Annotated in this window: 1 protein-coding gene; it reads left to right on the forward strand. The window is 59.8% G+C overall.

Annotated elements, in window-relative coordinates; genetic code table 11:
- On the forward strand, positions 1–403 hold a 403-nt coding region (locus GR197_RS31675), incomplete at both ends, for a hypothetical protein (protein WP_204330535.1).

The following is a 403-nucleotide window of genomic DNA, read 5'->3' on the forward strand; positions in this document are numbered from 1 at the left end:
GAAAAACACCCGCTACTGGGTCTTGCTGGCTGCATGTGCGGCCGCTCCTGCATTTGCACAGAACATCGCCGTGGTGAACGGCACGCCGATTCCGAAGTCGCGCGCCGATGCGCTGGTCGCGCAACTCGTGCAGCAGGGTCAACAGGATTCGCCGAAGCTGCAACAGGCCGTTCGTGAAGAACTGGTGAACCGCGAGATCCTGATGCAGGAAGCGATCCGCGAAGGCATTCCGTCGAAGCCCGACGTCAAGGCGCAGGTGGCGGTTGCGCAGCAGACGGTGGTGTTGCGTGCGTTGATCGAAAACTTCGTGAAGCAGAACCAGCCGACGGATGCCGAAGTGAAGGCGAAGTACGACGAACTGGTCAAGCAGATTGGCGGCAAGGAGTATCACCTGCATCACATC

The sequence above is a fragment of the Rhizobium phaseoli genome (assembly GCF_010668805.1).
GTDB lineage: Bacteria > Pseudomonadota > Alphaproteobacteria > Rhizobiales > Rhizobiaceae > Rhizobium > Rhizobium phaseoli_A.